The 24,799-nt window shown below is 55.1% G+C and carries 17 protein-coding genes; 10 read left to right on the top strand and 7 right to left on the bottom strand.

Features of this window, described 5'->3' with window-relative positions:
- Window positions 1–309: 309 nt before the first annotated feature.
- Window positions 310–2,283 carry a cation:proton antiporter domain-containing protein gene (locus METMA_RS0106320; protein WP_020158231.1) on the top strand — a complete coding sequence of 658 codons (1,974 nt, stop codon included), beginning with the start codon at window positions 310–312 and terminating at the stop codon, window positions 2,281–2,283.
- Window positions 2,284–2,390: 107 nt separating this feature from the next.
- Here the strand turns inward: METMA_RS0106320 and mgtE are convergent, their stop codons facing one another.
- Window positions 2,391–3,842 carry a magnesium transporter gene (gene mgtE, locus METMA_RS0106315; protein ID WP_020158230.1) on the bottom strand — a complete coding sequence of 484 codons (1,452 nt, stop codon included), beginning with the start codon at window positions 3,840–3,842 and terminating at the stop codon, window positions 2,391–2,393.
- Between the two features lie 265 nt (window positions 3,843–4,107).
- Between mgtE and METMA_RS0106310 the strand changes: the two genes are divergently transcribed.
- Window positions 4,108–4,425: a BON domain-containing protein gene (locus tag METMA_RS0106310; RefSeq protein ID WP_020158229.1), complete on the top strand. Its 318-nt coding sequence runs from the start codon at window positions 4,108–4,110 to the stop codon at window positions 4,423–4,425.
- A gap of 25 nt (window positions 4,426–4,450) precedes the next feature.
- Here the strand turns inward: METMA_RS0106310 and METMA_RS0106305 are convergent, their stop codons facing one another.
- From METMA_RS0106305 to METMA_RS0106290, 4 genes are all read right to left on the bottom strand, one after another.
- A complete protein-coding gene (locus tag METMA_RS0106305) occupies window positions 4,451–5,494 on the bottom strand; it encodes an MJ1255/VC2487 family glycosyltransferase (protein ID WP_020158228.1) in 1,044 nt (347 codons plus the stop codon).
- Window positions 5,494–6,015 carry a phosphatase PAP2 family protein gene (locus tag METMA_RS0106300; RefSeq protein ID WP_020158227.1) on the bottom strand — a complete coding sequence of 174 codons (522 nt, stop codon included), beginning with the start codon at window positions 6,013–6,015 and terminating at the stop codon, window positions 5,494–5,496. The genes METMA_RS0106305 and METMA_RS0106300 overlap by 1 nt, the downstream gene beginning before the upstream one ends.
- 284 nt (window positions 6,016–6,299) lie before the next feature.
- Entirely contained in the window at window positions 6,300–7,094 is a 795-nt protein-coding gene (locus tag METMA_RS0106295) for a general secretion pathway protein GspB (protein ID WP_020158226.1), read from the bottom strand.
- Between the two features lie 3 nt (window positions 7,095–7,097).
- Entirely contained in the window at window positions 7,098–8,735 is a 1,638-nt protein-coding gene (locus METMA_RS0106290; protein WP_020158225.1) for an ExeA family protein, read from the bottom strand.
- 115 nt (window positions 8,736–8,850) lie between these two features.
- Here METMA_RS0106290 and METMA_RS0106285 point away from each other — a divergent pair, with 115 nt between their 5' ends.
- Entirely contained in the window at window positions 8,851–9,660 is an 810-nt protein-coding gene (locus tag METMA_RS0106285) for a DUF3014 domain-containing protein (protein WP_020158224.1), read from the top strand.
- Window positions 9,661–9,765: 105 nt separating this feature from the next.
- Here METMA_RS0106285 and METMA_RS0106280 read toward each other — a convergent pair whose 3' ends face one another.
- A complete protein-coding gene (locus METMA_RS0106280) occupies window positions 9,766–11,973 on the bottom strand; it encodes a HAMP domain-containing methyl-accepting chemotaxis protein (protein ID WP_020158223.1) in 2,208 nt (735 codons plus the stop codon).
- A gap of 326 nt (window positions 11,974–12,299) precedes the next feature.
- Here METMA_RS0106280 and recC point away from each other — a divergent pair, with 326 nt between their 5' ends.
- Genes recC through recD form a run of 3 tightly spaced genes read left to right on the top strand, consistent with a single transcriptional unit; the run spans window position 12,300 to window position 20,598 of the window.
- Entirely contained in the window at window positions 12,300–15,440 is a 3,141-nt protein-coding gene (gene recC, locus METMA_RS0106275) for an exodeoxyribonuclease V subunit gamma (protein WP_020158222.1), read from the top strand.
- 18 nt (window positions 15,441–15,458) lie between these two features.
- Window positions 15,459–18,953: an exodeoxyribonuclease V subunit beta gene (gene recB / locus METMA_RS0106270; protein ID WP_020158221.1), complete on the top strand. Its 3,495-nt coding sequence runs from the start codon at window positions 15,459–15,461 to the stop codon at window positions 18,951–18,953.
- Between the two features lies 1 nt (window position 18,954).
- Window positions 18,955–20,598 (top strand): exodeoxyribonuclease V subunit alpha, encoded by a 1,644-nt coding sequence (gene recD / locus METMA_RS0106265; protein WP_020158220.1) that lies wholly within the window; start codon window positions 18,955–18,957, stop codon window positions 20,596–20,598.
- Between the two features lie 68 nt (window positions 20,599–20,666).
- Here recD and ispB read toward each other — a convergent pair whose 3' ends face one another.
- On the bottom strand, window positions 20,667–21,671 hold the full coding sequence (gene ispB, locus METMA_RS0106260) for an octaprenyl diphosphate synthase (RefSeq protein ID WP_020158219.1): 1,005 nt from the start codon (window positions 21,669–21,671) through the stop codon (window positions 20,667–20,669).
- Between the two features lie 257 nt (window positions 21,672–21,928).
- Between ispB and rplU the strand changes: the two genes are divergently transcribed.
- The 4 genes from rplU to proB all read left to right on the top strand — a co-directional run bounded on the left by rplU (window position 21,929) and on the right by proB (window position 24,767).
- Window positions 21,929–22,240, top strand: a complete 312-nt coding sequence (gene rplU / locus METMA_RS0106255) for a 50S ribosomal protein L21 (RefSeq protein WP_027147086.1) — start codon at window positions 21,929–21,931, stop codon at window positions 22,238–22,240.
- A gap of 15 nt (window positions 22,241–22,255) precedes the next feature.
- Window positions 22,256–22,513: a 50S ribosomal protein L27 gene (gene rpmA, locus METMA_RS26295; RefSeq protein WP_081917739.1), complete on the top strand. Its 258-nt coding sequence runs from the start codon at window positions 22,256–22,258 to the stop codon at window positions 22,511–22,513.
- 114 nt (window positions 22,514–22,627) lie between these two features.
- Window positions 22,628–23,659 (top strand): Obg family GTPase CgtA, encoded by a 1,032-nt coding sequence (cgtA, locus tag METMA_RS0106250; protein ID WP_020158217.1) that lies wholly within the window; start codon window positions 22,628–22,630, stop codon window positions 23,657–23,659.
- Window positions 23,646–24,767: a glutamate 5-kinase gene (proB, locus tag METMA_RS0106245; RefSeq protein ID WP_020158216.1), complete on the top strand. Its 1,122-nt coding sequence runs from the start codon at window positions 23,646–23,648 to the stop codon at window positions 24,765–24,767. The genes cgtA and proB overlap by 14 nt, the downstream gene beginning before the upstream one ends.
- Window positions 24,768–24,799: the final 32 nt, after the last annotated feature.

The following is a 24,799-nucleotide window of genomic DNA, read 5'->3' as shown; positions in this document are numbered from 1 at the left end:
CTTGTGATGGCAATAATATGAAGATAGCAAGAAAGCCGGATGCCGGAAATTGAGTAAGTACGTTATTATCGGCATTATAGGTTTGCCGCTTGCCAGAATTTATTATTTCAAAATTTATGGCTATGAAAATGCATGACGAAGTTCATACGAACCTTGGTTCGCATAATAAGGAGGAATTCTTCTCTTTGATTCTATCCGCCAAGGCGGGCCTCGCTCTCGACCTGGCGGATAGAATCTCGACGCCTTTCTTATTTGCCTGTTCCTCGGCTTTGTAATTTTATCTTTGTAATTCAGAGAAATATCTCGAAAATGATCGATCAACCCTTTATACAGCTACTCTGGCTGCTTGGTTCTTCCGTGGCTGTCGTCGTGGCCTTTCAGAAGCTGCATATTCCGTCTAGCATCGGCTACCTGTTGGTCGGGGTGCTGTTCGGCGCGCATACGCCCGGCCCCGTTATTGACGTTCAACAGATCCGGGAAGTCGCCGAATTCGGCATCGTTTTTCTGCTGTTCACAATTGGCTTGAGTTTTTCACTGCCGCAGATTCATGCGTTGCGAAGCCAGGTATTGGGGTTGGGAACAGGACAGGTTTTGCTGACAACGGCCGTGATCGGCGCGGCTAGCTGGCTGATGGGATTGCCGCCGGCGACGGCTTTTGTCATCGGCGCGGTGTTCGCGCAATCCTCCACGACGATTATCAGCAAACAGCTCGCCGAGCAAGGCGAGGAGCACAGCCATCATGGCCGCTTGGGTGTGGCGATGTCGGTGTTTCAGGATGTGACTGCGGTGCCTTTCGTGGTCATTATCCCGGTGCTGAGTGTCATCGACGACGATGTCGGGGCCTTGTTTGAGGCGCTGGGTTGGGCCTTGGCCAAGGCTGTCCTGGCTTTTCTGCTGGTGTTCGTGCTCGGGCGGTGGCTGTTGCGGCCTTTGTTTCACGCCGTTGCCGCAAGACGTTCCGCCGAACTTTTTACGCTGACTGTGCTCTTTGTTTCATTGTTGGCTGCCTGGACCACCAGTAGCTTGGGGCTTTCGATGGCGTTCGGCGCGTTTTTGGTCGGTATGATGCTTGGCGAAACCGAGTTTCGGCATCAGGTGGAGTCCACGATCAGACCGTTTCGCGATGTGCTGATCGGCTTGTTTTTCGTCAGTATCGGGATGCTGTTCGACCCTTCCGAGATACCGCGGAATTGGCCGTGGGCTTTAGCCGGCGTCGCCGCAATGTTGACGTCGAAAACGCTGCTGGTGGCTTTGATCGTGCGCTTGTCGGGACTCGACGGTCTGACGGCATGGCGTACCGGATTCCTGTTGGCGGTAGGCGGCGAATTCGGTTTCGCCTTGCTGGCCATCGCGCTGGATGTGAATGCGATAACCGATAGGCATGCGCAGATTGTCTTTACCTCGGTGTTGTTTTCCATGATTGTCGCCCCTTTTCTAATTCGTTATAACCATGCCCTGGCCGGACTGTTCGTGCGGCGGGCGGCGCTACAGGCTGATCCTGAAACCTATCCGGTCAGCGCGGATATTGCCAAACATCTGAGCGGCCACACGATTATTTGCGGCTATGGACGCATCGGGCAGAGCGTGGGGCATTTTCTGGAAGAAGAACAGATCCCTTATGTTGCGCTCGATCTGGATTCATCCCGGGTCAAAGAAGCGCACATTGCCGGCGAGCCGGTTTATTACGGCGATTCGGCGGAGCGGGACATTCTCGAGGCGGTGGGGCTTGATGCCGCAAAGCTGATTGTTATCAGCTATGACGATGTTGTATCGGCAAAGAAGGTGCTTCATCATGCGCGCGCTTTACGGCCGGACTTACCGGTTATGGTGCGCACCCGCGACGAAACTCACGCGGACGAACTGCGCCAGGCCGGTGCAACGGAGGTGGTGCCGGAAGCACTGGAGGCGGGCATGATGATCGCTTCTCATGCCTTATTGCTCCTGAATGTGCCGTTTAATCGCGTCGTGCGGCGCATGCAGCAGCAACGCGCCGGCCGTTATCGTTTGCTGCGGGAGCTATACCGTGGCGAGGATGTGTATTCGGACAATTCGGATGCGCTTGCCGCCGATGCGCTGCGGTCAGTATTGATTTCATCGGGCAGTCATGCCGTGGGGAAAAAACTGGCGGAACTGGTGCCGGAAGGCGTCACCGTGGCTTCGCTGGTCAGGCAAGGTAATCGAGCGCCCGAGCCGTTTGACACTTTGATTAAAGAAGATGATGTCGTCGTGCTTTTTGGCGCGGCCGACGATCTGGATCATGCCGAAAGGCGCTTGCTGGGCTAAAGTACCATCCCGGGCATAATCGGAACCTCATGATTATTGCGCCGGCCTAATACAGGAAAAATCCGTTGCGCCTGCAAAACCGCTGCTTTGCCGGTTTGGCTAATGCGTCAGGCTTTCTTCAGTAAAAACACGCTGGCCAGGCCAAGAAAGATAAAAAAGCCCATGGCATCGGTGATAAAGGTCAGCATGACGCTGGTGCCGACTGCCGGGTCCTTGTTGAATTTATGGCGCAGCAAAGGGATGCCTAGACCGACCAGGGCGGCGACTTGTAGGTTGAAAAACATGGCGATGGCCATGACCAGGGCAAGGTCTCGGTCCTGATAAAGCAGCCAGACCAGCAGGCCGACAACGCTGCCCAAGAGCGTCCCGTTCAGGATGGCAAGGCTCAACTCCTTTGTGATCAGGCGGCGGATATTGGCCTTGGTAATCTGTCCCAGCGCCAGCGAGCGGATGATCAGCATGCTGGTCTGATTGCCGGTATTGCCGCCCGTCGACGCGATGATCGGCATGAGCGAAGCCAACGCCACCAGATGCAGGATCGCATCCTCAAACACGCCGATAATGCGGGTCGCGGCAAAGGCCGTGGTGATATTGATCAATAGCCAGCCCCAACGGTTCTGAGCGCTTTTCCAGACGCTGGAAAACAAGTCTTCCTCTTCCTCGACGCCGGCTTGAATCAGCAGGTCTTCGTCTGTTTCGTCGCGGATGAAATCGACGATACTGTCGATGCAAAGCCGGCCCAGCAGCCGGCCGCCATGATCGACAACCGGCGCCGATATAAGATCGTAACGCTCAAAAGCGCGCGAAGCCTCGGTGAGATCCTCGTCGACCGGGAAGACGACAAAATCGGTCACCATGGCTTCCGCCACTTGCCGGGAAGGCGGATGGGTCAACAGCCGTTGCACCGGCAAAACGCCTTTGATTTTGTTGCTGCGGTCCACGACGAACAATTTATCGGTGTGATCGGGTAACTTGCCGCGTTTGCGAATGTAGTCGGATATGGCTTTCAAGGTCAGATCGTCCCTGATCTTGATCATGCCGAAATCCATGCGCGCGCCCACCTGATCTTCGTTGCAAGCCAGAACCGCGGTGAGATCCCGGCGTTTTTTGCGGTTGAGCGATTTGAGAATCCGCTGCATGGCGTTTTTCGGCAGATCGGCCACAAGGTCCGCTATCTCATCAGTGTCCAGTTGGCCGGCAACGCTCGCCAATTCCTCGGTTTCCATGCCTGAAATCAGCGTTTGCCGCACCGCATCGGATACTTCCATCAGCACTTGGCCGTCATGGCCCGTTCTGATCGCGCTCCAGGCGATACGGCGCTGATCCAGCGGCAGCGATTCGAGGATATAGGCGATATCGGCAGGGTGAAGCTGGGCAAATTTTTCCTGCAGGCGGGTTTGCTGCTGCTTGTGCAGGATAGTTTCAACCAATTCCCGATGGGGTGTCGTCCCTTTTTGCACCAGCGATTCTTCCAGCCGCTGTTTTTCCAGCAATGTGATGACCTGCTGCAGGTGTTGCTGCAGGAATTGCTCGGAATGGCGTTTATCGGTGGATTCCATAATTAAAAAACAGTGAATTGGCGTTTATTTCGTAATGTAAAAAGCGGGTTCTTGCCATTATGTCAGCTTTTGATAGAGGCGCTAAGTCCGATTAAAATTCCCTGTTCAATACGAGGCCGCGGAAGGGAAGCGACGCGCCGGCGTGAGCGCATTATGTCAATGCAATACCGTTGCATTATTTAACCGCGATAAAATAATATCTTAATTTAACACCGGTTATAATCGGCGTTTAACCCCTCCATCTGTCTATTAGCGCTATAAATAAATGATGAATAAATTCAGTTTGATAATACGTTTTTTATCAGTTGTATTACTGGCGATGTCGTTGGTCGCCTGTGCGGGAAGTAAAAGGCATGAAAGCACCGGCGAGTATCTTGATGATGCCGTGCTGACAACCAAGGTGAAGACGGCCATATTTAATGATCCGGGCCTTAAAGTACTGCAGATTAACGTGAAAACGTTCAAGGGGATTGTACAGCTGAGCGGTTTCGTCGATTCCGCCAGTGCCGCCGATAAGGCTGTCGAACTGGCGAGAACCGTGGGAGGCGTCAAAATGGTCAATAACAGCCTGATTGTCAAATAACCGGGAAAATCCAGGCCAGGCGGGGTCACTCCAAATGGGTCTGAGAGACTTCCACGCTGCTCCATATGGCGTGGACGAAATTCCTGTCCATTTCCGGCATGCCGTCCTGAAGCCATTGAACCAATAACCTGGCGGTATTGGGATAAGTGACCCGGACGGCATGTTCGTCATGCAGCCAGCATTCGATCACCGCCGGGTCCATATCCGTCATGACATGGCCATAACCCAGTTGCTGTAAGGCGGCGGCATTGGAGATTTGTTCCATTTGGGCATGCAGGGGTTTGGCCAGGATCTTTTTGCCCAGTTGCAGCGATTCGCTGGCAAGTTCAAAACCGGCATTGCTGATAATGCCGGCGCAGTCGTATAAGTTCTTCTGAAAACCTTCGCGGGAGAGCGGATGGCAGAGGATATGTTCGAACTCGGAGCGTACCGTTTCCGGCGCATAGACGTGGAAGCTGAAGTTGTTGAAAGGCGATAACAGCCTGATGACTTCTCGCTGATCCTCGAAAGGCAGGTAAACGATAATTTTATTTTTGATGGTATTCGCGGCGGTTTTGCTCGTGTCGATAATGGGCGGCAGAATCGGCTGGTCGAAATGGTGCCAGTGCAGGCCGATGCCGATATCGGCCGGCGCGAAGTATTTCATGACCCGTCTGGCGACCGGGTCCGAGCCGGCCTTGGGGATGCGATGGTTGAACGCGTATTGATGGCCGATGCCCAAAACGGTTTTTTTCTGTTTCTTTGCCGCCCAGGCCGTCACGGGTTCAAAATCGCTGATGACCAGATCGTAAGGGCTTAAATCCAGCGACGCGACATCTTTGATGAAGGTAAGCGGTCTGGCATCCAAAGCGGTCTTCAGGTAGCTGACCTGGCCTTTGTCGGTGCTGAAAGTCAGGCCGGTGCGTAACTGGTAGCCGTTAAAGACCTCCATATCGAAATATTTATCGACCGGGCGGCCGGTAAACTGAAAGGTAACGTCCAGGCCGGCATCATGGAGTTCTTTCGCCATGACGCGCGCGCGAGTGATGTGGCCGTTACCGGTGCCCTGTACGCCATAAAAAATTCTCATTAAATACTGTATCCCAAACTGAAAAGTGCCGTACTGATGCCCAGTATGACGCCGACTAAGATATCGGTCGGAAAATGCACGCCCAGCACGACGCGCGAGAAGCCGATCATCGCCGCCCAGCCATAAAGCGGAAGCATTAAAACAGGAAAGAAATAACCGATCAGCGTCGCCATCATGAACGCCGCGGAAGTATGGCCGGATGGGAAGCTGAATTGATCGGAGGGTGTGATAACGCTGCGGAAATTTTGCAGCGCCGCCGCCGGCCGGTTGCGTTTCAGGCTGTTTTTCAAAACGAAGTAAATCGGCCTTTCGACCAGAAAGCCCAGCAAAATAGCCTGCAGCAGCGGACTGTGAAGGCCTTGCTGCCAGTACAGCAGACCGATGATCAACAGATACAGCTGGCCGTCGCCGGTTCTTGACACGTATCGGCTAAACTTGGCCAGTGAGCCGTGCATTTTGACATTAAGCAGCCAGATGGTCATGAACACATCGTACTTATGTATCGAATAAAGCAGTTTCATTTTTTGGTCCTCTCGGCAGTTTTGCAAAAGTCGGCCGCGATCGGGTGCAGAGCTGAAAAACGTGGATTTTCCTATTGATTTAATCCCAGCCTTCATGGCAAAGACTAAAACTCTTTTGTGACAAGGAAATGAAGGTTTGTTGAAAGTTTGATGACAAGGGCCTTAGCAGGCCTTGGCTGTGGCTTATAAAACCGCGAGGGGTGATCCAGCCGCGAAGGGCCTCGCGGCTGCCTGTTGCATTGCCGGGCGCATAAGGAGATGCGCCGGCAGGCATCTGTTAAATCTTACGGACGCTTGATTTTGAACAGGCGATCGTTGTAGCTGACGATGAGGCTGTCGGACCGTATTTCCTTGAGCTCCAGCAGGTCCTTGATTCGCTGGCCGGGCGTATATTTAACCATGTCGATCATGACAAAACGTTCGGCAGGCTTCGGCGAATATACAAAGACATTGATAGGCAAGCTTGGCAATTCGCGGCGGAATTCGGCAGGCAGTTCATTGAGGAAAGGCAGGTGATTTTTTGCCGGCAATGAGGCCGGTTGCTCGAGAGCGGTCATGACCGGCCCGGTTTTTTTGCCAGGCAATGATGCCGGTTTGTCAACCGCGTTATCAGCCGGTCCAGAGGCTTCAACCGGTCCGGCTTTTAGGCGAACCGGCTGCGGCGGCGCGGGCGCCGGTTTAACGGGCTCTGTCAGCGGTTTTTTAATGGCAGTTGCGGTTTTGGCCGGTATAACCCGGGCTTCGACGATTTCGGCAATGGACGGGAGTTTCGGTTCCGGCGGTCTTGCCTCGGGCTCAGGCGGCGGCCTTATGTCAACCGGCGGCGCTAACGACGGCTTAACGGCAGACGCGTCGGGCTGCTTGCCGGCTGGCGTCGGAGCGTCGGGCTGGGGCTTTTGGGTAAACCAGAGAAAATAAGCCAGGATAAGCAGGTTGCTGATAATCAATGCGGCAATAAGCCGGGTAGCGCGTTGGGGCTGCCGCGGCTGCTGAGCGAGAATCCTGTTGGTGACCTTGTCAGGCTCGACGGCCTGCCGGTCCTGTTCTGATTTGCGCAGTGCATTTAAAATATAAGACATAACTTAGTCCTTGAATGTTAGGTGCGGCGAGTCTCCGGCGCCTGTGCTGTTGTCCAGGTGAATCAGGGTGCGGGCTCCCGCTATGCCGTCAGCGGTTAAATGATGCCGGCGTTGAAAATTAATCACTTGCGTTTTAAGCGTCTCGTCAAAGAACAGCGGTTCGTTTACGTTGATGCCGGTTCCTGTTATGGCGCTAAGCTGCTGGCGTAGCCAGAGCACGTCGGTCGATGTCTGCCGCGGAATAATTTCCGTCATGTCCGGGCGCGGCGGTTGCCAAAGGATCAGGTAATAACCATCCCATAAATCCAGCACATCGGCTAGCGGGAACGTTAAATCATCGTTGAAACGGATGACGGGGTGCCCGCCTTGAATGCCGGTCAGCAACGCATAGCGCTTTTCCTCGTTGGCTGATGAAAACTCCAAAATAGCGGGACGGTCAAGTTCCAGCATGTCTTTCCAGTTGGTCTTGTCGAACAGACAACGAAGGCCCACCGTTTTCATGTAATTACAGTCGGCCCGGTTATCGGCCGGCAAGGCTTTTTTCCAGGTTTTGAGCGCCTGAAGCATGGCGGTGTTCAGCGTCCGCGCCGGATCGTCAAGCCAGTCGCCAAGGGTTTTGACCGCCTCGGCTTTCGGCGCGGCAACTTCCGGTGCGGGAAGCGGTTGCGGGGAAGTCTCGAGCGGTTTTGCATCTGCTTCCGGAAATTGGCCCGACAATATGAGCTTGGCTTGATGGCCGGCCGGCTGATGCTGGATCAAAAAATAAATGCCGGCGGCGAAGCCGCCGAGCAACATCGCAGCCATCGCTGTGTTAAGTCGGCGGCGGGAACTGTCCAGCCCCAATGTTTCCCGAGCCGCCTGGGTGATGATGCCGGGGGAAATGACGTGGGCATTCGTCGCATAGGCGCCGAGCAAGGCGCGATCGCAAAGAATATTGATGAGTCTGGGGATGCCCAGGGAAAATTGATAAATCTTGCGAATGGCACGGTCATTAAAGAGACCGAGGTTGCCATTACAGACCGTCAGGCGATGGTGAATATAGGCCCGTGTTTCCTCAAGGGACAGCGGCAGCAGATGATAACGGGCGGTTATCCGCTGATTGAGCTGACGCAAGTCCTGACGGTTCAGCAACTGTTTCAGCTCAGGCTGGCCGACCAGAATGATTTGCAGCAGCTTTGCCTTGCTGGTTTCCAGATTGGTCAGCAGCCGGATTTGTTCCAGCACTTCCATGCTCAGGTTCTGGGCTTCATCGATCAGTAGCACGGTGCGCCTGCCGTTGGCATAGGCCGTGAGCAGATATTGGTTTATCCTGTCGATGAACGTCTTCAGCGATTGCTGCTTTCTGTCATAAACAATGCTTAACTCATCACAGAGTGTAGCCAATAATTCGACGGCATTGAGCTTTGGGTTTAATATCAAGGCAATATCGACATTGACGGGCAATTGCTGCAGCAGGCAGCGGCACAGCGTGGTCTTGCCGGTGCCGACTTCGCCGGTCAGGGCAACGAAGCCGCCGCCCACGTTAATGCCGTATAGCAGATGCGCCAAGCCCTCCTGATGGCGGGCACTCATATACATGAAGTGCGGATCAGGCGCTATCGAAAACGGTAATTCGCTGAAATGAAAATATTGCTGATACAAGGTTCTGACTTCTTAGGCAGTATAAAAAATATTTTAAGTTATTCTAACCCACAACTGAAAGAAGGTCTTAAACATGGGGCGATACGAGCAAACTAAAAGTAGAAGTAGCGGCATCATGATTTGGCTGGCGATTGCCTTGCTCATTGCGGCAGCCATGGGCTGGTTTTATTTCGAACTACAGGAAAGTGCTGAGCCCGATGGGCCGCAGCCGTTGGCACTGCCGCCCATTGCCGAGAAAACGGCGGAAACGCAAAGCGCGCCGGCAGATGAGGCGGATACGCCCGCGCCCGGTGCGGAAATCGCACCGGAGATCATCGAGGAGCCTCAGCAGGAAGAAGGGTTTATCCTGCCTGATCTCGCTAATAGCGACGGGCGCATACGCGAGGAAATGATCAGGATTTCGCCGGGGCTTGCCGAATGGCTCAAGACCGACGGGCTGATCAAAAAATACGTCGTGATCGCCAATGATTTTTCGCAAGGCTTGCGGCTCGAGAAGCATATGCGTTTCCTTAAGCCGGCCCAGCGCTTTACCGCCGATGAGAATCTGTTTATGAGCCGGCAAAGTTATCAGCGCTATGACAAACTGGCGGCGGCCATCAATGCCATGGATGTGGAGGCGACACTGGCTGTTTACAAGAAATTCAGACCGCTGTTCGTGCAGGTCTTTACCGAGTTCGGCTATCCTGAAGGATACGACCTGGAAGATGTATTGGCCAAAGCAGGCGCGGAAATCCTGGCGGCGCCGGTCATAGAAGAGCCCATCGCTCTGGTAAAGCCGTCGGTACTTTATAAGTACGCCGATAGTGAGCTGGAAAACGCCAGCCCCGTGCACAAACAAATGCTGCGCATGGGACCGGACAACACGCGCCTGATTCAACAGAAAGTGCGCCAACTGGTCGAGGGGCTGGTTAATCTGAAAGACTGACTGCCACTAATATAGCGCTCAGTTATCCATGGATGATGGCATGGAACGCGGCCCTGCGTACCAGGTTTCACTTTGGTTGTTTTTCGTGGATTTATTCCATGCCTATTACTTAGTCCCGTGCGCGGCGCGGAATTCACTCCATTGCTCCTCATCGGTCGCTAACGGTTCCCGGGAGGTGTCATGATTAGGGGAGATGAGGCTGAGACGTATCGGCTCCGGTTCGTAGTCCTGAAGCCGAAACTGGCCGGTCAAATAATCCAGCGTACCGGCTATTTGCCCGAGTTGGTCGGCCAGCGCCGCGTTTTCCTCGACCAGCGCCGCGTTTTGCTGCAGGGTGCGGTCTATTTCCATGATCGCCCTGGATGATTCCTCGATGCCCTGGGCTTGCTCACCGGCGTTTGACGCAATCTCTTCCACCAGGGTCCCCACCTGTCCGATTTGCCCGCTGATGCGAATCATGGCTTCACCGGTGTGTTCGACTTTGTGCGTGCCTTCCAGAATTTTTAGGGTGCTTTGATCGATCAACAGCTTGATATCGGTGGCAGCCTCGGCGGATTGTTGCGCCAGCGCGCGCACCTCGCTGGCTACGACCGCAAAAGCCCGGCCTTGTTCGCCGGCGCGCGCGGCTTCCACGGCTGCATTCAACGCCAGCAGGTTGGATTGGAAGGCAATGCCATCGATTAAATCGGTAATGCCGGTAATTTGATTGCTGACGTCACGAATGGTGTGCATGGCGGCGATGGCATCCCGCATCGACTCGGCGCCGGCCTGGACCTCGTCACGGGCATCGAGTGTGATGACTTTCGACTGTTCAGCGCGGTCGGCCGCATCGCGCACCTGCGCGGTCAGTTCTTCCATTGCGGCCGTGGTTTGCTCCAGTGCGGAGGCCTGTTCCTGAATGCGTTGCGACAGGTCCTGATTGGCCGCGGCCACTTGTTGCGAGGACAGCGACACATCCGTGGAGCGTTCCTGCACTTGATGAAATGATGCCGACAGAGAGGCCAGCGCATGATTCAACGCATGCTTCAATTTCTCCAGATCACCCTGATGGTTGCCGGTAACCCGTTCGGTCAGGTCGCCAGCCGACAATGCCATCGTACAGTGCATGACATCATCGATGGCGGCATTGAGATTGCTCATGGCGGCATTGATGGCGTCCTTTAATTCCAGATAGATACCGGATACCGATGTTGTTACTCGCAGGTCGAACCGGCCTGCGGAAGCGCCTTGAAGCACCTCGTTGATTTGGGCGAACATGTGCTGCAGTGTCCGCATGGCGTCGGTTGCCTGCTCGACCGCCCGCTGCCATTCGCCCTGGAGTGTATGGGGCCGTATGGTCTGCAGGTCCAGCGATTTGCCTGCCTTCATGGCTTGCACGACTTGCGACAAGGTTTGAACGGACTGTTCGGCCTGCGCGAAAGAGGCATTCAAGCCGGTCGCCAGCTTGCCAATGTCGCCTGGCAAATCGGTCGCCATGCGCTGGCCGAACTGGCCGGCGGCAAAGCAATGCGCGACCCGATGCGTTTCCAGGAAGGTCTTATGCAACTGATCCAGAAAACTGTTCAGCAGGCCGATGGCCTGACTGATCTCATCCCGCCCCTGAGCCTGCGCGCGGCTCGTGAAATCGCCAAACAGCGCATGTTGCAGGGCGGCGGTCATTTGCGCGGTGCTGCGAGTGATGCCGCGGATAATAATGAACGCCAGCAGGCTTGTGGCCAGCAGGCCAAACAGAACAATGGCTATGAACCAGTTACGCATGTTTTGGTAATTCCGCACCATGCTGTCGTAAGTGATTTTTGCCGCATCCAGCTGTGCCTCGATCAATTCGGCATATTTTTCGGTAACGGGATTGATGCTCGGCAGCAGGCGATAGTTGAGAAAGCCGGGTACGGCATCCCTGTCGCCGGTATCCAGGGTAGCCTTGAGCCTGTCCATTTCCTGCTGATTTTTGGCCAGTATCGGTTTGAGTTCGTTTATCAGTCGTTCTTCTTCGGCCACATGCCGCGTGCTTAGATAGGCTTGCCATTTCTCGGCAATGATTTGTTCGGCGTCGCGCACAGCCTGGCTGGCTTCCGGCAAGGATATGGCGCCCTTGCTGGCCTTGCGCGTCGTTTCCAGGATATTGATCGCATACAGATCGGCGATGACTTTCAGGTCACGCAGCGGCACTATGCGGTCGTTGTAGAGGCTGTTCACGATCGCGACATTCCGCGCCATGCCGTGCAAGCCTTTCAGGGCAATAGCGGATGTCAGGATCAGAAAAAGGCTGACCAGCCAAATCAGGCGTGTGCCTATGCGGGCGTTGTTTAGCATGAGGCTGTTGTCTCCAGGGCGTTATTGTTATTTTGGCGGGAGTTTGCGTATGAGGCACGCATGACTGTCGGTTTTTGCGCAAGAAGTAAGTTGGACCGGACTGATCAATCCCGGCCGGATTCCCTGCGGCTCTCCGGACAGAGTAATCCAGTCAAATCAGGGGCGTCCGCCTGCAGGGCAACCTCCGCTGTTCCTCGCAAGTATAAGAGCCTTCTATGACAAAAAGATGATGATTGCGTTACGGTTTTATGACAAAACGGTTTTGCAGCCAGGATAATGCACAGTCTGTGTATAATGTTGGGGATTCCTGATCGGCATAAATTCCCATGTTCATCCTGCACAGTTCCAATAAAACCGAGAATCTGGTCGCGCATCTGACCGCCGTGATCGAAAACGCGCCGTTGGCATCGCCTTTTGCCAGGGAAGTTTTTCTGATTCAAAGCCAGGGCATGGAGCGCTGGCTGTCGCAGCTGCTGGCGACTGAGTTCAAGGTCTGGGGCAATTTCGATTTTTTGTTTCCGAACCGTTTTTTCAGCTCGCTGGCGCAAAAGATCAACCTGTCGCTCAGCGATGCGGTATTCGAGCGTAACGTCATGCTCTGGCGGTTTGAAGCTCTGCTGCGACGGTTGGACGATGAGACTTACGGGCATGAATTCAAGGCGTTAAAACAGTACCTGACTGGGGACAACCTCGCCGTCAAGCGCTATCAGCTGGCGCAGCAGTTGGCGCAGATTTTCGACCAGTACCAGATGATGCGGCCCGATATGCTGGAGCTCTGGCATCAGGGAAAACTGCTTTATCAATCCGAAACGGAGCGCTGGCAACGGGCGCTCTGGCTGCTTGTGACCGAGCAGACCGGCGTCAGGCACCGCGGCTCGCTGTGGCTGGACGTGATCGAGCGTTTGAACAACGCCGGGGAAGGCGCTTTCGGCGATGCCGTACCCGAGCGCGTGTTCGTGTTCGGGGTCAACACCATGCCGCCTTTGTTCCTGAATTATCTGCAGGCATTGTCCAGGCAGTGCGACGTGCATTTTTTCCTGCTGAATCCGGCGCGGGAGTATTGGGCCGATATCGAAAGCAGGCGCCAGCGCGTGACCCTGGAAACATTCACAGGTCACCCGTTATTGTCGGCGATGGGCCAGCAGGGCCGCGAGTTTCAGGACATGATTCTGGAACAGGTGCAGTTCGATTTCGAGCCGGCCAGTTTTGAGCCTAACGAGGCACGCACCAATCTGCAGCAGTTGCAGAACGATATTTTGAACAACGCCCTGGAGAAGCGGGCGCTGCAGAAAGACGATTCGATCCGCATCCATGCCTGCCATTCACGCATGCGCGAGGTCGAGGTCCTGAGAAACGAGCTTTTGCTGGCGCTGGAGCAGGACCCGACGCTGGAACTGCGCGATATCGTGGTCATGGCGCCCGACATTCAAACTTATGAGCCGTTTATCGCGGCCGTCTTCGACGACATCCAGCACGCCATCGCCGACCGCAGCCTGCGCGTAAGCAATAATGCGCTGGAAGCCTTTATCCGCTTCCTGAGTCTCAGCCAGAGCCGTTTCGGCTGGCAAAGCGTGCTGGACCTGCTGGAACAGCCGGTGGTCTATCCGGGCTTCGGCCTGTCCGAGACCGATCTGGAGCTGGTCAAGCATTGGGTGCGCGCCACGGAAGTGCGCTGGGGCAAGTCGGCCGGGCACCGGCGGGAACTGGGGCTGCCCGGGCTGGGCGGCAATACCTGGCAGGCGGCGCTGGACCGGTTGCTGATGGGCTATGCGGTCGGCAGCGATGAAGACTTTATCGATGACGTGCTGCCTTACAGCGATATCGAGGGCTCATCGGCGCAGGCATTGGGCGGCCTGTGCGAATTCATGCAGCTGGCGTTCCAGGCCAGCACCGAACTGAAGCAGGCCAAAACGTTGAAAGCCTGGAGTTCGCAGCTTTATTACTATGCCGACCAGCTGCTGCAGGGCGCCGATCCGCTCGAGCGCCAGCAGCTTAACGAACTGCTGGTCGAATTGTCGGCCGACGCGGCGGCCGTCCACAATGACGATGTCGAGCTGCAAGTCATCATCAGCTGGCTGGAAGGCACGATTTCCGAGCGCAAATCCTCGCACGGTTTTTTGCGCGGCCAGTTGACGTTCTGCTCGATGCTGCCGATGCGCTCGATCCCTTTCAAGGTCATTGCGCTGCTGGGCATGAATGACGGCGAATTCCCCAAAGTCGACCGGGTTCCGACTTTCGACCTGCTCGGCCGGCATTTTCGCAAGGGCGACCGCTCGCGCCGGGCGGACGACCGCTATCAGTTTCTGGAAATCCTGCTGTCGACGCGCCAGCGCCTGATCATGACCTATATCGGCCAGTCGATCAGCCAGAATGATGCCATTCCGCCGTCCGTGATCATCAGCGAGCTGCTCGACGTGCTCGAGGACGGTTACGGCTTGTCCGGGCTGGTAACGAAGCATCCCTTGCAGCCCTTCAGTCCGCGCTATTTCGACGGCGCATCGGGGCTGTTCAGCTTTTCGGCGGCCGACTGCGCGACGGCCAAAGCCTTGTCGGCGACCCGACAGGAGCCGCAATTATGGTGGCAGGGCACTATTGAAGCCGAAGCCGGCGAGGTGATCGATCTAGGCGATCTGTTTGCCTTCTTCCAGCATCCGCAGCGCCATTTCCTGCGGCGGCAGCTGGATCTGCGCTTTGGCGGCATGGAAGCCAAGGCCGAAGAGCGCGAGCCGTTTGAGATCGACAGGATGGACGGCTACACCATCCACCATGACTGGATACAGCAACAGTTAAGCGGCGCTTCCGTGTCGCTGAAAAAACTGCAGGCCCAGGGGCGCTGGCTGGCCGGCAGTCCGGGCGAGCTCGAGTTTGAACGGCAGCAGAAATTGATCGCCGAGTTCGTCAGACGTATCGAGCAGAAAAATCTGGGTCCGACGCTGGACGATCTGCCCGTCGACATCAAAGTCGGCAATTATCGGCTGATCGGCAAGCTGGGCAACCGCTATCAGAACGGCAGCCTGTTCTATCGCTACGCCGATCTGAAAGGCAAGGATTTCATCAACGCCTGGCTGCACCATCTGATTATCAACCGTCTGGAGCCGCAGGCGACCTGTCTGCTCAGTAAAGACGAGGATCTGCTGTTTCTGCCCGGGCACTGCCAGCCCGAATACTTGCCCGAGCTGATAGAGATCTATCGTCTGGGCCAGCAGCAGCCCGATGCGTTCTTTGTCGAGCCGGCCCTGGCTTATGTCAGGCAGGCGCACAAGCTCAATACCGGCAGCCGCTCGGCCAAATCGGCGCTCGATATCGCCATGGAGCAGTTGGCAAGAGCCGTCGAGCAGCCGTATGAGCCGGAACTCAGGCGGCTTTACCGCAATGCCGAGGATATCGCGCAGGCATTGGGCGAGTCGTTCGAGCGGCAATGTCAGGCATTGCTGCAGGATGTCTGGGCATCGACACACGGCAACTGATTATTCAGGACAATGAACATGCATGATTTCAATCCGGTGCAAACCGAACTGCTCAAAGGCGTCAATCTGATAGAAGCCAGCGCCGGGACCGGCAAGACCTATGCCATCGCCATGTTGGTGCTGCGCTTTGTCGTCGAGCGGGACATGAAGATCGAAGAGTTGCTGGTCGTGACTTTTACCAAAGCGGCGACCGAAGAGCTCAAAGCCCGTGTGCGGACCAGGCTGGCCGAAGCCAAACGGGTGCTGGACGGGCGTTTCGATGATGTGGACAGCAATGTGACGGCGTGGCTGGATGCTTTAGACATAGAGCCCGAGCTGGTCAGGCAGCGCCTGGAGCTGGCGCTGCTGAACATCGATCAGGCCGGCATCTTCACGATCCACGGTTTCTGCCAGCGTATCCTGAAAGAGCATGCGCTGGAAAGCGGGCAGTTGTTCGACGCCGAATTGACCAGCGATCTGGCCGACATCAAGCAAGCCTGCGCGGATGATTTCTGGCGCCGGCAGATCTACAACCGTTCCGCCTGGGAAGTCTCGGTACTGACCGCGGACTATAAAACGCCGCATGACCTGCTGGCCAGCGTCGATTTCATTCCGGCCCACGTTGACGTTTATCCGTCAAGCGTTTGTCTGGATAATCAATTGGCCGAATTGAAGCAATTGACCGCGTCGGCCGGGGACGCGCTGGATGCCTGTGCGATATCGCTGAGAAACCGCTTTGCCGACGGCAAGTTCAAACCGAGTTACTGCGATGGCTTTGAACAGCATATCCAGGCGCTCGGCGATTGGCTGTACGGCAGGACGGCGCAGCTGCCCGATGCCGAGGCTCTGACGGTTTTGACCGAGGACGGGCTCATGGAAGGGCTGGACGGCCGCAGGCTAAGGGGTGATAAGAAAGCCGCCTATCTGGCCGAGCTGGCGATCGACACGGCGCCTTTCGATGCGCTGGCCGAGGCGCAGGGCGTCATCACCCTGACCTTGCGCAGGACCCTGCTGGAAACCTTGCACCTGGAACTGGACAAGCGGCTGAAACAGATGAACGTCATGTCCTTCGACGATCTGATTACGCGCCTGTCGGACGCCCTGCACGGCGACAAAGGCGAGCTGCTGATCGCCGAACTTCAGCAGCGCTTTAAAGTCGCGTTGATCGACGAGTTCCAGGATACCGATCAGAGCCAGTGGTTTATCTTCTCGTCGCTGTTCGCGTCACCTGATCATTACCTGTATCTGATCGGTGATCCCAAACAGGCGATTTACAAGTTCCGCGGCGCCGATATTTATTCCTATCTGGCGGCGCAAAAACAGGCCCGGCATCAATTCACGCTGGGCAAGAACTGGCGTTCGCATCCCGAGCTGGTCGACGCCGTGAATACCTTGTTCAGGCGCGAGCGGGCATTTCTGCTCGAAGATCTGGCGTTTAATGCCGTCGAGGCGGCCGTTCCGGCGGCTGAGCGGACGTTATGTCTGGCCGACCACGCGCTCGCGCCGATGGTGTTGTGGCAGTTGCCGCCCAGCGAGGCCAAGTCAGGTTACTGGAGCGCCGGCAAGGCCGCCGACGAGATCAGAATCGCGGTCATCAATGAAATTCTGCAATTGCTGAGCGGCGATTATACGCTGGCCAGAAAGATCAATGACGATGTGGTAGCCGGCAAGCTTGAACCCAGGGATATCGCGATTCTGGTGCGGACCAATACCCAGGCCCGCGACTATCAGACAGCATTGCGTAATGCGGGCGTGCCGTCGGTACTGAACAGCACCGAGTCGGTTTTTGCCTCGCAGGAAGCCCTGGATTTGTATGTGTTGCTGCAGGCCGTGGCGCATCCGGGCGAAATCGGCCTGCTGAAACAGACGCTGGCCCTGAGCTGGTTCGGTCTGGACGGCCGGGTGCTTTACGAGCTGATCAACAGCGAGACGGAGCTGGATGCGCGCATGGCGCGGTTTCTGGGCTATTACCAGGACTGGCAGCAAAAAGGGCTGATGGTCATGATGCAGCACTTGCTGGCGCAGGAGGGCATCCGGACGCATCTGTCCGCCACGGTCATGGCCGAAAGACGCCTGACCAATCTGCATCATCTGATCGAGCTGGTGCAGCAGGCCGCCGTCGACGAGCATCTGGGCATCAATAAAACCCTGGACTGGCTACAGGCGGCCGTTATCAGGGCCGAGCAGGATAAAAGCAGCGCCGACGACCAGCAGTTGCGGCTCGAAAGCGACGAGGAGGCGGTCAAGATCATTACGATGCACCGCTCCAAGGGGCTGGAGTACTCGGTCATTTTCTGCCCCTATCTGTGGCAGCGCAGCGGCCGGTTGAACAGCGAAAAGCAGCTGATCAAATGCCATGACGACGGCCGGGTGATCGTCGATCTGGGCTCGAAGGATTTCGAACGTCGCAGGAAGCTGGCGCAGGCCGAAGAGTTGGCCGAGGATCTGCGCGTATTTTACGTGGCCGTGACGCGGGCCAAATCGCGCTGTTATATCGCCTGGGCCGATGTCAGGAGCGAGAAGGCCGCCAATGATTCGGCCATGGCCTGGCTGCTAGGTTTTGGCGATGCCGATTTTGCCGCGCAGCAAGCGATATTCGAGGCGCTATGCCAATCGGACTCGTTTGAATACCGGTTGCTGGAGTTGCCATGCCTGGTAAGCGGCAGTTATCAGCACCAGCTGGCGCCGCACGATCTGCTCCCCAAAAAGCGCAAACGGTCGCTATACACGAACTGGCAGATGAGCAGCTACACGGCCTTATCCAGCTTAAGCCTGCACGATGCGCCCGAGTTGCCCGAAGACAAGGCCGGCGAGATGCTGCGGCAGGAGCCCGAACAGGAAAAGCTGACGCTGCCGCGCGGCGCGCATACCGGCAATGTCGTACACGAACTGCTGGAGCTTGTGGCGTTTGCCGACCTGGCCCGGGGCAAGGATATCTCGAAACTGCGCAATCAGGCCTGTCAGCGCTATGGTCTCAGGCTGGAAACGCCGGAGCTTATTGACGAGTTGTTACAAACTGTTGTTATGACGCCGCTGTCCGATACGGATCGGTCTTTCCGCCTGATGAACCTGAAAGAAAGCCGCTGCCTGAAGGAGATGCCGTTCTACCTGGCGATGCGGCTGATCGATGCCAGCCAGATCAACAGGATTCTACTCGATACGCCGGTTTTTCAGCCATTGAGCGGCAAGCAGATGTGCGGCTATCTGACCGGTTTTATCGACCTGGTCTGCGAGCATGACGGCCTTTATTACATCATGGATTATAAGACCAACAGCCTTGCCGATTATGAAAATGAAACCCTGGCCCAGGCCATGCGCGAGCATAACTACGGCTTGCAATACTGGATTTATACCGTGGTGTTGCACCGCTATCTGCAAAAACGCCTGCCGGATTACCGCTATGAGCGCCATTTCGGCGGCGTGCGCTACCTGTTCGTGCGTGGCATGCAGCAGGATCTGGCCTTGAGCGGGGTTTACCAGGACCGGCCGGATCTGGCCAAGGTCGAAGCATTGGCCGCGTTATTCGGAGGATAAGATGCAGGATCAGGAAAGAGTCTATAGCCGGCTGGATGTTGCGTTTGCCCGTTTTCTGGGGCAGCGTTGCAATCTCAGCGCCGAGGAAAAGCCGCTGTTTGAAAGCCTGGTCAAGCTGTTGTCCCATGAGCAAAACCAGGGCCACAGCTGCATTCAGCTGGCAGAGAAAGACTGCGCATTGGTGCTGGCTTCGGGGTTGGCGGCTATACCAGGCCAGATTTTCGGGCTGTTGCCTCTGGTGCTTGAGCAGAACCGCCTGTATCTGCACCGTTATTGGGATTATGAGAGTCGTTTGGCGAGGCAGATCCAGGCGATGATACAGGTAAATCCCTCTGTAGAAGGGCTTGAGGCCGCGTTGGACCGTTATTTTCCGCCACTATCCGATGAGATCGACTGGCAACGAGAGGCCGCCAGGATGGCGCTTACGCGGGGATTGAGCATTATTACCGGCGGTCCCGGTACGGGCAAGACGACGACGGTGGTCAGGATTCTGGCATTGATGCAGGAACTGGCCTCAGAGCCGCTGCATATCGCCCTGGCGGCGCCGACCGGCAAGGCGGCCATGCGTCTGCAGGAGTCAATAGGCAGTAACAAAGCATCGCTGCCATGTGCAGATTCCATAAAGCAGCTCATCCCGGAAAAAGTGACAACGCTGCACCGCCTGCTGGGCGCCATGCCGCCGTCGCCGTATTTTCGCCATAATGCCGACAAGCCCTTGGTTCACGATCTGGTCGTGGTCGATGAGGCGTCTATGGTCGATCTGGCGCTGATGAGCAAACTGGTCGATGCTTTGAAACCCGGCGCCGGCCTGATTCTGCTTGGCGACAAGGATCAGCTCGCTTCGGTCGAATCGGGGGCCGTGTTGGCCGATTTGACGACGATTTTGCCGGACTGCACGCTGGAGTTGAAGAAATCGCACCGGTTTGATGAGAATATAAAGAAGCTGGCGGTCGCCGTGAATCGGCAGCAGGCCGATATTGCCTGGCAGATGTTGCTGGGCGGAGATAAAAATATAATGCTGCTGGAGCAGGACCTGATCGATTATGTGGCCGGGCAGCAGGCCGACTATCTGAGGATGATCAGGGCGGCTGCGCCCTTTGACGAGATCTATCGCGCCTTCAGTCGCTTTCAGGTGCTATGCGCCAACCGGCGTGGCAAAAACAGTGTCGCCGATATCAATCATCTGGTTGAGCAAACACTCGTTGCGCAAAAGCTGATCAGTGTGTCCGGGCGTTGGTATGTCGGCCGGCCGGTGATGGTTACGCAAAACAATCCGGCCTTGCAGCTTTACAATGGCGATATCGGCCTCTGTCTGCCCGATAACGATCAGAACGGCAAACTGATGGTATTTTTTCAGCGGGCCGACGGCAGCGTCAAAAAATATCTGCCTGCACGTGTGCCGCATTGCGAAACCGTATTTGCGATGACGATACATAAAAGCCAGGGTTCGGAATTCGAGGAGGTGCTGATTGCCTTGCCCGATGCGGTTAATCCGGTGCTGACAAAGGAATTGCTTTACACGGCCATAACCCGGGCCAGAAAAACCGTCAAGCTGGTCGCTGATGAGGCCGTGTTTGTTGCGACGGTCGGGCGGCGGGTCGAGCGCATTACCGGTCTGGCCGATAAATTCAAACCAGAGGTATAAAGCTGGAAAAAACGCAGGCGCTTGATCTGTGAGGGTGATCAGGCGCAGCTCAGCGAATATCTGTAAATTTAGTAATTCCGTTGAACGGAAAATTTAGCCAACTGGGTCAATGCGTCTTTGTACTCGGAATCGGGCAGAACATTTAACGCATCGATGGCTTTTTGCGCCTCTTCATCAGCGCGCCGCTCGGTATAGTCAATCGCTTTAGTGCTCTGCACGACGGCATAGACTTCATTGAAAGCATCGCGATCGCCATTTTTAACGGCATTGATCACGATGCCGGCTTCTTCGTCATTGCCGTGCTGAATGGCGTAAATCAACGGTAAAGTCGGCTTGCCTTCGGCCAGGTCGTCGCCGAGATTTTTGCCTAATTCTTCCTGATTGGCTTTGTAATCCAAGGCGTCGTCGATGAGCTGGAAAGCAATGCCGAGATGCTGGCCGTACAGTGCCAGGCCTTCCTCCACTTCCGTGGAAGCGTTGGAGAGGACGGCGCCCAGGCGGGTTGCGGCACTGAACAGAATCGCTGTTTTCCTGGCGATGACTTCAAGGTATTTTTCTTCCGTGGTTTCCGGATTGTTGCAGTTCAAGAGTTGCAGAACCTCGCCTTCGGCAATGGCGGTCGTGGTTTTGGACAGAATTTCCATGACTCGCATGTTGCCGGTGCGCACCATCATTTCGAATGCGCTGGAGTAGAGATAATCGCCGACCAGTACGCTGGCGGCATTGCCCCAGACCGCATTGGCGGATTCCTTGCCGCGCCTGCGGTCCGAATCATCAACCACGTCATCATGTAGTAAGGTGGCGGTATGGATGAATTCAATGACGGCGGCGAGCACCAGATGATTGTTATTGGCGCCGCCCAAGGCTTTGGCGGCAAGCAGCAAGAGCATCGGACGCAATCTTTTGCCGCCGTTGCCGATAATATAATGGCCGACCTGGTTGATCAGGATAACATCGGAACTTAACTCGTTAATGATGAGTTGATCCACCGCCTTGGCTTCAGTGATGGTTAAATTCTTGATCGAATTAAAATCAATGGGCGCGGATGCGTTCGCTGTCGATTGTGATGCCATTATTAGTGCTGCGTGTCTAGGATTAGGTTATCTTTCATGATGTTAGCTATGAAATACAAAGCCGTTGGATTATTATAGCTTAATAAAGAGTTAATCATCCATGCTATTGAATAAACTATATTGGTGTCAATAGCTTTCTTGTGTTATTTTATTCGGATGTGTATGGGTCGGTCGATTTAAATTTGACTTGACTTGGTTTTAAAAATAAAATTGTCTGTTCACTTTAAACAGATTAATGCTTGATGGAGCTTGCGCAGATGTATGCGGTAATTCAAACAGGTGGTAAACAGTACCGAGTCGAAGAAGGTACGACCTTAAAAATAGAAAAACTTGAGCTTGGAACAGGCGACAGCATTGAATTCGATAAAGTGCTGATGGTTCAGTCGGGCGGTGATGTTAAAGTCGGCCTGCCTTTCATCGAAGGCGGCAAGGTGACTGCGACCGTTTTATCTCAAGGTCGGCATAAAAAAGTCAAAATTATTAAATTCAGAAGACGCAAGCACCATATGAAACAAATGGGGCATCGTCAATACTATACAGAAGTCCAGATTACTGGTATTTCTGCTTAATAATAGGGGTTACAGATGGCTCATAAGAAAGCTGGTGGTAGTACGCGTAACGGACGCGACTCTAATGCGAAAAGATTGGGTGTTAAGCGTTTCGGCGGACAGGTTGTGACAGCGGGAAATATTATCGTTCGTCAACGTGGAACACATTTTCATGCAGGTGACAATGTTGGTTGCGGAAAAGATCATACATTGTTTGCAACAGCTGACGGCAAAGTGGTTTTTCAGGTTAAAGGTCCTAAAGGCCGTAAATTTGTCAGTGTAGTTGCTGCGTAAAACTTACGGACCGCTTATGGCGGTAGTATGGTTGTCTAAAAAAAGCTCCGCTCGTTAATAGTGGGGCTTTTTTTGTTTTTATCGGTAGGCTTTAAGTGCGGCGGCATATGATTTATGAGATTTGTTGATGAAGCGGAGATTCGCGTAGAAGCGGGTGATGGCGGTAATGGTGTGGTCGGTTTCCGTCGCGAGAAGTACATTCCTATGGGTGGTCCTGATGGGGGTGATGGCGGTGATGGCGGCAGCGTTTATCTGATCGCTGCCGAAAATGTAAACACCCTGGTTGATTTTCGCTATCACTCGGTGCATAGGGCGCAACGCGGGCAGAACGGCATGGCTCGTAATTGTACCGGTAAAAAAGGCGAGGACTGCTATGTGCCGGTGCCTTTGGGTACGCGTGTCTCCGATGCGGAAACGGGCGAGGAGATGGGTGATCTGACTGAGGTCGGTGAGACGCTGTTGGTGGCCAAGGGTGGTTTTCACGGTTTGGGCAACACGCGTTTCAAGAGCAGTGTCAACAGGGCTCCGCAGTATGCCAGCAAAGGCACGGAGGGTGAGCACCGCAGGCTGCATCTGGAGCTGACGCTGATTGCCGATGTCGGCTTGCTCGGTATGCCTAATGCAGGCAAGTCCAGTCTGATACGCGCGGTATCTTCAGCCCGGCCGAAAGTTGCTGATTATCCGTTTACCACGTTACATCCTAACCTCGGCGTAGTCAGGATCGATGATCTACGCAGTTTTGTTATTGCCGATATTCCGGGTGTGATTGAAGGGGCGGCTGAAGGCGCGGGGCTGGGGCTGCAGTTTCTCAAGCACTTGTCGCGCACTGGCCTGTTATTGCATCTGGTTGATGTTGAGCCTTATGAAAGCATGGATTCGCCGGTTGAGGCGGCGCGTAAAATTATTCGCGAGGTCGAGAAGTGGAGTGATGATCTCGCCAATAAGCCGCGCTGGTTGGTGCTGAATAAAGTGGATAGATTGCCTGGTGAGGAAGTGGATGAGCGTTGCAAGGCTATTGTTGACGAACTCGGCTGGTCGGGTCCGGTCTTCAGGGTCTCGGCAATCAATGGGGATGGTACTAGAGAATTGATGTTTGCCATCATGGATTTTTTGGATCGGCGGCGGGAAGAAAGTGAGCAGGACTGATTTTGCGAAAGCCAAACGAATTGTTGTAAAAATAGGCAGTTCTTTATTGACGGATGGCGGTCGGGGGCTTAATAAGTCGGCTATTGCGGCCTGGGTCGGGCAAATGGCCGCGGTAAGGCGTCAGTCAATTGAAGTGCTGCTGGTTTCTTCGGGGTCGGTGGCTGAAGGTATGTGTCGTTTGGGCTGGAGGGTAAGGCCTAAGACGCTGCATGAGTTGCAGGCGGCGGCATCGGTGGGTCAGATGGGATTGGTGCGCGTCTTTGATGATAATTTTCAGCAGCACGGTTTGCATGCGGCGCAGGTATTGCTGACTCATGATGATTTATCGGATCGGCAGCGCTACCTGAATGCCAGAAGTACATTATTGACGTTGATGAAAATGGGGGTGGTGCCGGTCATTAATGAAAATGACGCGGTGGCAACCGAAGAGATTCGTTTTGGTGATAACGATACGCTGGGTGCCTTGGTGGCGAATCTGGTGGAGGCGGATCTGTTGATTATTCTGACCGATCAGCAGGGGTTGTTTACGGCCGATCCAGGCTTGTATCCTGACGCGGAGTTGATTTCCGAGATTAGCGTCAATGATGGCCGGCTGGATGTGGTGGCTGGTGAAAGCCGTAGCGGCCTGGGTCGGGGGGGTATGTATACCAAGGTGCGTGCGGCGCGTCTGGCGTCCCGGTCGGGGGCGGCCACGGTGATTGCGGCCGGCGCCGTTGAGGATGTGATTACGGCTGTGCTTGCCGGTGCTGATCTGGGGACGCATTTGTTGCCGGATATCGAGCCTTTGGTGGCGAGAAAGCGCTGGCTGGCTGGGCAGTTGCAGGTGAAAGGGCGATTGGTTCTGGACGCGGGGGCGGTCAAGGTGTTAACAAGTGACGGCAAAAGCCTGCTGGCGGTCGGTGTTAAATCGGTATCGGGCAGGTTTGAGCGTGGCGAGCTGGTTTCATGTGTCGATGAAAATGGCATGGAAATCGCTCGGGGTCTTGTTAATTACGGCAGGGCGGATGCGGAATTAATAGCGGGCAAGAGTAGTTCTGAATTTGAGCGTATCCTGGGTTATGCCGATGATTCGGAAATGATACACCGGGATAATATGGTGCTGCTGTAAAAAAAACAGGCAAATAAAAAGGCCGGACTCTA

The organism is Methylobacter marinus A45 (assembly GCF_000383855.1).
In the GTDB taxonomy this organism is placed as follows: Bacteria; Pseudomonadota; Gammaproteobacteria; order Methylococcales; family Methylomonadaceae; genus Methylobacter; species Methylobacter marinus.
This window is presented reverse-complemented; position numbering and strand designations above follow the sequence as displayed.

Bases quoted from the DNA above. Each gene is read 5' to 3' on its own strand.
- METMA_RS0106320 (WP_020158231.1), top strand. From the start codon at position 310: ATGATCGATCAACCCTTTATACAGCTACTCTGGCTGCTTGGTTCTTCC.
- mgtE (WP_020158230.1), bottom strand. From the start codon at position 3,842: ATGGAATCCACCGATAAACGCCATTCCGAGCAATTCCTGCAGCAACAC.
- METMA_RS0106310 (WP_020158229.1), top strand. From the start codon at position 4,108: ATGATGAATAAATTCAGTTTGATAATACGTTTTTTATCAGTTGTATTA.
- METMA_RS0106305 (WP_020158228.1), bottom strand. From the start codon at position 5,494: ATGAGAATTTTTTATGGCGTACAGGGCACCGGTAACGGCCACATCACT.
- METMA_RS0106300 (WP_020158227.1), bottom strand. From the start codon at position 6,015: ATGAAACTGCTTTATTCGATACATAAGTACGATGTGTTCATGACCATC.
- METMA_RS0106295 (WP_020158226.1), bottom strand. From the start codon at position 7,094: ATGTCTTATATTTTAAATGCACTGCGCAAATCAGAACAGGACCGGCAG.
- METMA_RS0106285 (WP_020158224.1), top strand. From the start codon at position 8,851: ATGATTTGGCTGGCGATTGCCTTGCTCATTGCGGCAGCCATGGGCTGG.
- METMA_RS0106280 (WP_020158223.1), bottom strand. From the start codon at position 11,973: ATGCTAAACAACGCCCGCATAGGCACACGCCTGATTTGGCTGGTCAGC.
- recC (WP_020158222.1), top strand. From the start codon at position 12,300: ATGTTCATCCTGCACAGTTCCAATAAAACCGAGAATCTGGTCGCGCAT.
- recB (WP_020158221.1), top strand. From the start codon at position 15,459: ATGCATGATTTCAATCCGGTGCAAACCGAACTGCTCAAAGGCGTCAAT.
- recD (WP_020158220.1), top strand. From the start codon at position 18,955: ATGCAGGATCAGGAAAGAGTCTATAGCCGGCTGGATGTTGCGTTTGCC.
- ispB (WP_020158219.1), bottom strand. From the start codon at position 21,671: ATGGCATCACAATCGACAGCGAACGCATCCGCGCCCATTGATTTTAAT.
- rplU (WP_027147086.1), top strand. From the start codon at position 21,929: ATGTATGCGGTAATTCAAACAGGTGGTAAACAGTACCGAGTCGAAGAA.
- rpmA (WP_081917739.1), top strand. From the start codon at position 22,256: ATGGCTCATAAGAAAGCTGGTGGTAGTACGCGTAACGGACGCGACTCT.
- cgtA (WP_020158217.1), top strand. From the start codon at position 22,628: ATGAGATTTGTTGATGAAGCGGAGATTCGCGTAGAAGCGGGTGATGGC.